The organism is Candidatus Omnitrophota bacterium, assembly GCA_013791745.1.
Lineage (GTDB): Bacteria > CG03 > CG03 > CG03 > CG03 > CG03.
Window position 1 is genome coordinate 1 of sequence record VMTH01000022.1, and the last position, 8,808, is coordinate 8,808.

At 46.3% G+C, this 8,808-nt stretch carries 8 protein-coding genes and 1 pseudogene; 7 read left to right on the plus strand and 2 right to left on the minus strand.

What is annotated here, in order from left to right; translation table 11 throughout:
- A partial coding sequence (locus FP827_01050) for a response regulator (protein MBA3051673.1) occupies positions 1-730 on the plus strand: 730 nt, incomplete at its 5' end.
- Between the two features lie 191 nt (positions 731-921).
- On the plus strand, positions 922-2,727 hold the full coding sequence (typA, locus tag FP827_01055) for a translational GTPase TypA (GenBank protein MBA3051674.1): 1,806 nt from the start codon (positions 922-924) through the stop codon (positions 2,725-2,727).
- Between the two features lie 189 nt (positions 2,728-2,916).
- Here the strand turns inward: typA and FP827_01060 are convergent, their stop codons facing one another.
- Both FP827_01060 and FP827_01065 read right to left on the minus strand, forming a co-directional pair.
- Positions 2,917-3,198, minus strand: a complete 282-nt coding sequence (locus FP827_01060; GenBank protein ID MBA3051675.1) for a hypothetical protein — start codon at positions 3,196-3,198, stop codon at positions 2,917-2,919.
- A complete protein-coding gene (locus tag FP827_01065; GenBank protein ID MBA3051676.1) occupies positions 3,198-3,467 on the minus strand; it encodes an AbrB/MazE/SpoVT family DNA-binding domain-containing protein in 270 nt (89 codons plus the stop codon). Before FP827_01065 ends, FP827_01060 begins: the two co-directional genes overlap by 1 nt.
- A gap of 297 nt (positions 3,468-3,764) precedes the next feature.
- Between FP827_01065 and FP827_01070 the strand changes: the two genes are divergently transcribed.
- The 5 genes and pseudogenes from FP827_01070 to FP827_01090 form a co-directional block, all read left to right on the plus strand.
- Complete coding sequence (locus FP827_01070) at positions 3,765-4,094, plus strand: winged helix-turn-helix transcriptional regulator (protein MBA3051677.1); 330 nt, start codon at positions 3,765-3,767, stop codon at positions 4,092-4,094.
- A pseudogene (locus tag FP827_01075) lies at positions 4,091-4,589 on the plus strand (hypothetical protein). The gene FP827_01070 and the pseudogene FP827_01075 overlap by 4 nt, the downstream one beginning before the upstream one ends.
- 219 nt (positions 4,590-4,808) lie before the next feature.
- Positions 4,809-5,333: a dCTP deaminase gene (gene dcd / locus FP827_01080; protein MBA3051678.1), complete on the plus strand. Its 525-nt coding sequence runs from the start codon at positions 4,809-4,811 to the stop codon at positions 5,331-5,333.
- Between the two features lie 286 nt (positions 5,334-5,619).
- On the plus strand, positions 5,620-6,669 hold the full coding sequence (locus FP827_01085) for a LacI family transcriptional regulator (GenBank protein ID MBA3051679.1): 1,050 nt from the start codon (positions 5,620-5,622) through the stop codon (positions 6,667-6,669).
- Positions 6,670-6,773: 104 nt separating this feature from the next.
- Positions 6,774-8,808, plus strand: a 2,035-nt coding sequence (locus FP827_01090) for a hypothetical protein (protein ID MBA3051680.1), incomplete at its 3' end; no start/stop codon positions are given.

An 8,808-nucleotide genomic window follows, 5' to 3' on the forward strand; every position in this document is an offset into this window, starting at 1 on the left:
AATCGGGGCCCGTCGGCGCGGAAGGCGGATTTTAGTGAACAAGTCCGCGAAGGTCCTTATCGTTGACGATGAGCCGGACATGCTGACAGTTGTGTCAATGATGTTAAAGATATGGGGTTATGAGTCAGTGTGCGCGCAATCGGGGACTGAGGCTCTGGAAAAATTAAAAGCGGAAAAGCCTTATCTGATACTCCTGGATCTGGCTCTGCCCGATATGACGGGAGATGAAGTTTGCCGGAGGGTAAAGACCTCGCCCGTGACCTCATCTGTGCCTGTTATTATTATTTCCGCGGCGCGGGAGCGCCTGATTGCCAGGGCAAAAAGCTGCGGAGCCGATGATTGGATACTGAAGCCGTACGAGCCCTCTCATCTGTTTGAAAAGTTAAAGCCTTTTTTGCCGCCGGCTAAAGAGTTCGGCGGATCAATGAACATGGAGAAACTGCGGCCCGGGTACATAAAACAGAAAAAGGAACTTTTGAAGAAAATACGCTCGGATATTCAATCCGGGGATATTGAGAGTGTCAGGTATATCGCCCACAAGATGAGCGGCTCCGGCGCGATGTACGGTTTTGACGACATATCGCGGATAGGCGCGGATATGGAAGATGCCGCCGCCGCGAAAAATATTTACGGAATCCGGCGCTGTTACGCTGAACTAAAAAAGACGCTTTCCGGGCTGTGTGAAAAATTTCCTACCAAAAACAAAAAAGCCGGCAAAAAAAAGAATTGACTGATGCCTTCGCGCGTCCCCGCTTTCATTTTATTAAGGGCGTCCCCTTTTTCACTTCCTTTTTCACTTCGCGCGCGAGGCTTGCGTATTCCGCCAATTTATATATAATCAGCTTTCCAAACCAAAATTTGAGGAATGCGGATGTTGTTATACCGTCACCAGTTTCACAAATTAAAATTTGAGTAAAATAAATGAGCAAAATTAAAAATATAGCAATCATCGCGCATGTGGATCACGGCAAGACCACACTCGTTGACGCCATGCTGAGGCAGACCGGTGTTTTCAGAGAGAATCAGGTTGTCGTCGAGAGAGTGATGGATTCAAACGATATTGAAAAGGAAAGGGGCATAACGATCTTTTCCAAAAACGCCGCCTTCACCTACGGGGGCTATAAGGTGAACATCGTTGACACCCCCGGCCACGCCGATTTCGGCGGCGAGGTGCAGCGTATCATGAAGATGGCCGATTCCGTACTGCTGCTCGTTGACGCTTTTGAGGGCCCGATGCCCCAGACAAAATATGTGCTCAAAAAATCGCTGGAGCTCGGACTGAGGCCGGTTGTCGTCATCAACAAAATAGACCGCCCGCGGTGCCGGCCCGAAGAGGTGCTCGAGGAGGTCTTCGATCTTTTCCTGGAGCTTGACGCCGACGACAAACAGCTTGATTTTCCCGTTGTCTACGCTTCCGCCAGAGACGGCATAGCGAAATATCAGCCCGACGACGAGTCGGATGATCTCACGCCGCTTTTTGAGACTATAATAAAGCGCGTTCCCGACGCGGTGGGGGATGTTTCCGCCCCCGTCCAGTTCCTCGTCTCCGCCATAGAATATGACAATTACATAGGCCGCATAGGCACGGGCAAGATACACAACGGTACGCTCCGGCGCGGCGCGAAACTGCTCCGTTTGAAAAGAGACGGCAGCTCCGTGGAATTCACGATAACAAAGCTGTTTGTCTACGAGGGCCTGCTGAAAAAAGAGGTGGAAGAGGCCTTCGCGGGCGACATCGTGTCGGTGGCCGGCGCGGAAAGTATTGACGTGGGTGAGACCATAGCCGACCCGGAGAATCCCGTGGCGCTCCCGTCAATAGAGATAGACCGCCCGACGCTGTCAATAGAGTTCATGGTGAACGATTCTCCTTTCGTCGGTATGGATGGCAAGAATGTCACCTCCCGCCACATATGGGACAGGTTGCAGAGGGAACTGCAGAGCAATGTCAGCATAAAGGTTGAGAAAACATCCGCCGCCGACAGTTTCACGGTCAAGGGCCGCGGCGAACTTCAGCTTGCCGTACTCATAGAGAACATGAGGCGTGAGGGTTTTGAGCTGCAGCTTTCAAAACCCCGCGTCATCACCAGGGAAATAGACGGCAGGCTCTGCGAGCCTTTTGAGACGGCTTTTATAGACGTGGGCCAGGACTACGCGGGAATCGTCATAGATAAACTCGGCAAAAGAAAAGGCGAGATGCTGGCGATGGCGCCGGGAAAAGACGGGAACACGAGGATGGAATTCCGCATTCCCTCGCGGGGGCTCCTCGGGTACAGGAATGAGTTTATAACCGACACCCGCGGCACGGGAATACTGAACCACACTTTTCTGGAATACGCGCCGCACTGCGGCGAGATGCCCGGAAGGGTGAAGGGCGCGCTCGTGGCCATGGAAACCGGCGTCGCCGTCGCCTACGGTATAGCCAATGTGCTGGAGCGGGGAGTGTTCTTCATAAAACCCGGCGACAAAATTTACGCCGGAATGGTGGTCGGCGCCCACAGCCGCGAGAGCGATCTTATCGTGAATGTCTGCAAGACCAAGAAGCTCACGAATATGCGCGCCTCCGGTACGGACGACGCGATCAAGCTCCCGCCGTCAAGGCAGTTCACCCTGGAGCTGGGGCTGGAATACATAAACGAGGACGAGCTGATGGAGGTGACGCCCTCAGCCATCAGGGTCAGGAAAAAAATCCTTGACCACAGCCGCCGCAAACGCTTCTCAAAAAATTAATTTTTCAAGTTTCAACCTGGCGGCCGGCAGCTGAAAAAAGGGAAAAAAGGGGACGTCCTTAATATTCTAACCTGCGTTATTCATACTCCGGCAGCCGCAATGTAGGGGCGGCCATTGCGGTCGCCCTGATGAGGGCGCGGAGTATTTCTCATATTCTACCGGCTGATTCTGCCATAGAGACAATTTGTCTTACAGATTTTTGAGATATTTTTTTATTTGATCGTGACTTCCCACAAGCGCAAATTCCAGAATATTGTGTTTATACCGGAATATAATCCGGATGCTTAAAGTAAATCTTATTTCCCATATTCTGAAAGAGGGGCTCAGCAGTTTTGCGCCGAGGCCTTTAGGGAGCTTGTGTTTTTCAAGAGATTCTATGAAATTCTGAATTAGACTGAAAACATTTTCCTGTTCCTTTTTAGAGTATTTATCAAAACTTTTAAAGAAAGATTTTTTGAATTCTATTCTCACTATTTTTTAATCTGTTTCTTCAATGAAAAGAGGGCGCTCTTTGAAGATGAAAATATTTTTCCGCTGTTTTTTTTATCATCAAAAAGCATATTAAGTTTATTGAGTTCTTTTTTTGTGAATTTAGGCTCTATGCTCATCGGGGTTAAAACAATAGTGTCATTTTGTAACTCTATGCGAAAATAATCTTCACAACCGAGCCCGAGTTTGCTGAGATACTCTTTTGGCAGAGTTATCTGCCCCATTTGATTAGGGTGCCGGATTATATCCATAACATTACCTCCTGATTTGTAATCTAATAGTATTGTAGTTTAGTATTTTTCATTTGTCAAGGTTCGCCTGTAATTATTGTTATACAAGGCATTGTATACAAAATCCTTATGAGGGTATTTTTGATAAAACCCGGCCATAATTACGACAAACCCTTAGAATATTAAGGACGTCCCCTTTTTCCTTCCTTTTTCCTCTTTTTTCCTTTTTTCCTTATAAAAGCAGGGGACTTGCTTTAATGCCGCAAATATATTACACTGACCTATCGTATAGGTCATATGACCTATAAAGGGGGATATATGATCGAGGCGCTTTTGGGCTCAATAAACAGGGAAAGGGTTCTTCTTTTTTTGTATACCCGTAAAGAAGGATACGCAAGGGAGATCTCGCGTTTTTTTAAAATCAATCTTAATCAAATTCAAAAACAATTGGAAAGACTTGAAAACGGCGCGATTGCGTATAGCCGTGTCGTAGGCAAAACCCGTCTGTATGGCTTAAACCCCCGCTATCCTTTCCGGGCCGAATTAAACGCATTATTGGGTAAGGCATTGACTTTTTATTCCGCCGAAGACCGGAAAAAACTGACAATGGACAGACGCCGGCCGAGAAGAAAAGGTAAACCTTTGTGAAACCAGTCAAAAAAATGACGCTTGGGGAATTGGCGGCATTCGTAAGTTCTCATTTAAAGAAACACGGGATAAACTGTGTCCTGTCCGGAGGAGCATGCGTGTCAATCTACACAAAAAATCAGTATCAATCCTATGACCTCGACTTTATTGAAAACATATCAACCGGAAGAAAAAAGCTGCGGGATATTCTGTCAACAATAGGTTTCTCGGAAGAAAACAGATATTTTAAACATCCCGATACGGATTATTTTTAAGTTTAGCACCGGAAAATTGAATCTTCTTGCCCCTACCGATTGCGTGAAAGACAGGCTCGCGGCATATTATCATTGGGATGATAACCAAGGTTTGGAACAAGCTTTGCTCGTCGCAAAATATAACACTGTTAATCTGAAAGAAATACTTGCATGGTCTGAACAGGAGGGGAAAACGAAGGAATTCGCCAAAATAAAAAAACAATTCATTTTATTACAGAAAACTCAAAAAAAATCCGGATAATCGCCGGCTAACTTCAATATTTCTCTCCGCTCTTATCAAAGCCGCCGGCCGTGCGAAGGATATTGAGGATTTGAAATATCTGAGAGAAATAAAAAAACAGATCAACCGGAGAAAGAAGTAGTTTTTCCCGTGGAAGGTTGGACACACTCCCCGCGAATTTATATAATACCTCGGAAAAAATAAGGCGCGTCGGCGTAAGCCCGGGCGCGGGGAGAAAATATGAGTATACTGACAAAAAACGAGATCCTGGACGAGATGAAGCAGGGGAACATAAAAATTGAGCCTTTCAACGAGGACCAGATGGGGCCGGGCTCGGTTGACCTGCGGCTGGGAAATGAATTTCTCGTTTTCAAAAAAGTCCGCGACATCGTTGATATAACGGAGGATGTCTCTCACGAGGATTATACCGAAAAAGTGTTCGTCAAGACCGGCGACAGGATAATACTCATGCCGGGCGATACGATCCTCGGCATAACGGTTGAGAGGATAACGCTGTCGGATAACATAAGCGGCTGGCTGGAAGGCCGCAGCCGTTTCGCGAGGATGGGACTGCTGGTTCACATATCCGCGAGCTTCATACAGCCCGGCATTGACAACAAGCAGTGCCTGGAGATAACGAATTTCTCATCAATGCCGCTGGCGCTTCACCCGGGAACAAAGATCTGCCAGTTTATTTTTCAGAAACTGCGGGGTAAAGCCAAATACTCCGGCCGTTTCGCCAATCAGGACGAAAAGAACTTCTAAATTCTTTTAACCCGTTTTTGCGGTAGGCAAGGTACATGTGTTTCGCCAGAGGACGAATCGGGAAACCGGCGTCTCGTTCGCGAAAAATTAGGAAAAATTAAGGACGTCCCGTTTTCCTCCGTTTTCCTGTTTTCGTTACTGTTTGTGCAGCGAAGTTATTGACGGGATAGTTGCTTTTTTTATACGATTCTACAGTGATTTCGGTTAACCGGTTAACTGATTGATATAGGATTTTCCGCGAAACAGTCGTCAAAGCTGATGGATTTAAGGAGACCCTGGTACATTTATGTATGAAAGTCAGAACCTTAGGAAAATAGACAATACGTCCATTCGCAATCATCATGTGACAATTAAGGATATCGCAGGTTTGGTTGGCGTATCAACGGCAACAGTTTCGCTTGCTCTTTCGGGAAATTCAAGAATATCAGAAGAAACCTGCAGAAAAGTTGTTATGACCGCGAAAAAATTCGGTTACAGGCCGTCTTCCGCCGCCCGCAGTCTCGCTATGAATAAATCAGGTAATATCGCTCTTATGATTCCCAATCTGGATAAAATATTTCAGCAGTCTTTTTTCGCGCTTGCAATGAATGGAGTTTATGACGCCTGTCTTGATAATTCTTATAGTCTCCGGCTTGAAGTTGTATCGGACAGCTTTATAAGCAGCCGCCGGTTTATCAGGCTTTTTCAGGAAAGAAGCGTAGACGGAATGCTGTATGTGGGTTCAACATATTCGGATACTTATTTGAATCAATTGCACGAATTGAAATTTCCTTTTATTTTTGCGGGCAGCTATCTTAACGGCGGCAGTCTTTCTTTTGTTACCGGAGACAATAAAAGGGGAGGGAAGCTTGCTGTTGAGCATCTGCTGGATTCGGGACGCCGGAAAATAGCTCATATCTACGGAGATTTTAATATAGCAAGTTCGCTTGATAGATTTAATGGGTATAAGGATGCTCTGGCAAAGGCGGGCATAGTTTTTGATGATAGTTTAACTGCTCGCGGAGGATTTAGTGAAGACGGCGGCGCTATGGCGATGAAAAAACTTCTTAAACAAAAACCCGACTCTGTTTTTGCGGGGAACGATATTATGGCCTCGGGCGCGGTGAAGGAGATAAAGCGCTCCGGACTCAGGGTGCCGGAAGATATTTCGGTCTGCGGGATGGATGACCTTCCTTTGGCTTCGGTGATGTCGCCGGCTCTTACGACCATAAAATATGACATTTACGGTATTGCCCGGCGCGCGGCGGAAAAGCTCATTGATATAATTGAGGGCAGGCAGCCCGAACAGGTAAAAGAATTTTTGCCGGTGGAGCTTATTAAGAGAAATTCCAGCTGATAAACGCAGATAACAGCGGTGAATTTTTGACAAAGTTTGCGGGCGGGGTTTTAACCCCCGAGTTGTAGTTGCAGGCGGGGTTTTAACCCCGCGGGAGAAAAGTGATGAAAAAAATGATTTTGGTTTTAACGCTGATGATTGCAGGGCAATTGCATTTGTATGCGGGTAAAGAAGATATTACTTTTGAATACAAGAGCCCGGTAAGGGTTGAAGCTGTTTATGTGACGGGGGATTTCGCCGACTGGAGCGCTACGGCGCATAAAATGACCTATTACCAGGCGGAAGATATTCACAGGCTCGCGCTGAAATTTGAAGAGGGAAAATATCTCTACAAATTTGTGGTTAACGGCAGTGACTGGATGGGCGATCCGAAAAACCCTGAGAAAGTTGACGACGGTCACGGGGGTTTTAATTCCGTTCTTCTGGTTGGAGCTTCTTACAAAGTCAAGTTTAACGAAAAGACAGGCGACGGAAAGATACGGAGCGAGGGGCTGTCTTTTTATATAAACGACGCGATGAGTTTTAATCCTTACGCGGAGAAAAGAATCCGCTTTACTCTCCGGGCAGCGGCGCAGGATATAGAAAGTGCGGAACTTTTTATTAAGGGCGCGGAAAAACCAAAATACGAGCTCACGCGTTTTTACAGCGACGGCAGATTTGATTATTTTGTTTCTTATGTGACGACGGTAAAAGATGAAATCAGTTTTGTTTTCTGCGCTTATGACAGCGGCGCGAAAAAATATTTCGGTAAATCCGGAGCCGCGGCCGACAGTTTGATCGCCGGCGAATTTGAAAGCAGAAACACTTTTACGAACTACCTTAAAACTCCGGAATGGGCAAAACATGTTGTTTGGTACCAGATAATGGTTGACCGTTTCAGAAACGGCGACCGCTCCAATGACCCGACATTTGATATTCTTCCTTTTTCGTGGGACTGGTTTAAGCTTACGGAGAAAGAAAAAAGCGAAGGTTTTTATAATGTTGTTTGGGACAGGAAATTCGGCGGAGATTTGATAGGCGTCAGAGAGAAACTGCCTTATCTGCGGGATCTTGGTGTAACGGCGATATATTTTAATCCGGTTTTTAAATCAGAATCATATCAGAAATACAATACTGCCGATTTCAGGCACATTGACGACACTTTTTATCAAAAGGGGGATTTGGCGGCGCTCTCAGGCGAAACGGATGAACCGTCAACCTGGGAATTTACGCCGACAGATAAATATTTTTTTAATTTTATAGATGACGCTCACAACAGCGGAATACGGGTAGTTATTGACGGGGTGTTCAACCATTCGGGGACGGAGATGAGGGAGTTTGAAGATTTGAGAATGAAAAAAAAGGCCTCAAAATACGCCGATTGGTATAAAGTGTCGTCGTGGGAGCCGTTTAAGCACATAGGATGGGCGGGTTTCGGGGCTCTTCCGGAATTCAATCAGGACGAGAAGGGGCTTGTTCCTCCGGTGAAAGATTTTATTTTCAATATAACGGAAAGATGGCAAAAGCCGGGTAGCGGCCTCACTGGAATTGACGGTTGGCGGCTGGATGTGCCTATGTGCGTGAAAAAACCTTTCTGGGAAGACTGGCGGAAAGTTGTGCGGGGAGCCAATCCTGCCGCGCTTTCAATCGGGGAAATATGGACGGACGCTTCTGTTTGGCTTAATGACGGTAAAACTTTTGATTCTGTGATGAATTATGAATTCGCGAAAGTACTTGTTGATTATTTTATAGACAAAAATACTAAAATTTCGGCGAATGAATTTGACATGAAATTGAGAGAGCTTGCCGTGCGTCATCCCCAGCAGGTCGTTTTTGTTCAGTATAATCTGACGAATTCCCATGACACCGACAGGATTGCCTCAATGATTAAAAATCCCGACAGGGAATACAACACGCGCAACCGCCTTCAGAATGCCGACGGGAAAAATTACGATAATTCCCGTCCGTCGGAGAAGGAATATAATATTCTGAAACTTATCAGGACCGCCCAGTTCGCTTTTCCAGGCTCGCCGGCGGTATATTACGGGGATGAAATCGGGATGTGGGGCTCCGACGACCCGAATAACAGGAAACCCATGTGGTGGGATGATATTAAATACGAGAACAAACAGTATAAGCCGGATAAAAAGCTCAAAGAAT

Bases quoted from the DNA above. Each gene is read 5' to 3' on its own strand.
- FP827_01065 (MBA3051676.1), bottom strand. From the start codon at position 3,467: ATGGATATAATCCGGCACCCTAATCAAATGGGGCAGATAACTCTGCCA.
- typA (MBA3051674.1), top strand. From the start codon at position 922: ATGAGCAAAATTAAAAATATAGCAATCATCGCGCATGTGGATCACGGC.
- dcd (MBA3051678.1), top strand. From the start codon at position 4,809: ATGAGTATACTGACAAAAAACGAGATCCTGGACGAGATGAAGCAGGGG.
- FP827_01085 (MBA3051679.1), top strand. From the start codon at position 5,620: ATGTATGAAAGTCAGAACCTTAGGAAAATAGACAATACGTCCATTCGC.
- FP827_01070 (MBA3051677.1), top strand. From the start codon at position 3,765: ATGATCGAGGCGCTTTTGGGCTCAATAAACAGGGAAAGGGTTCTTCTT.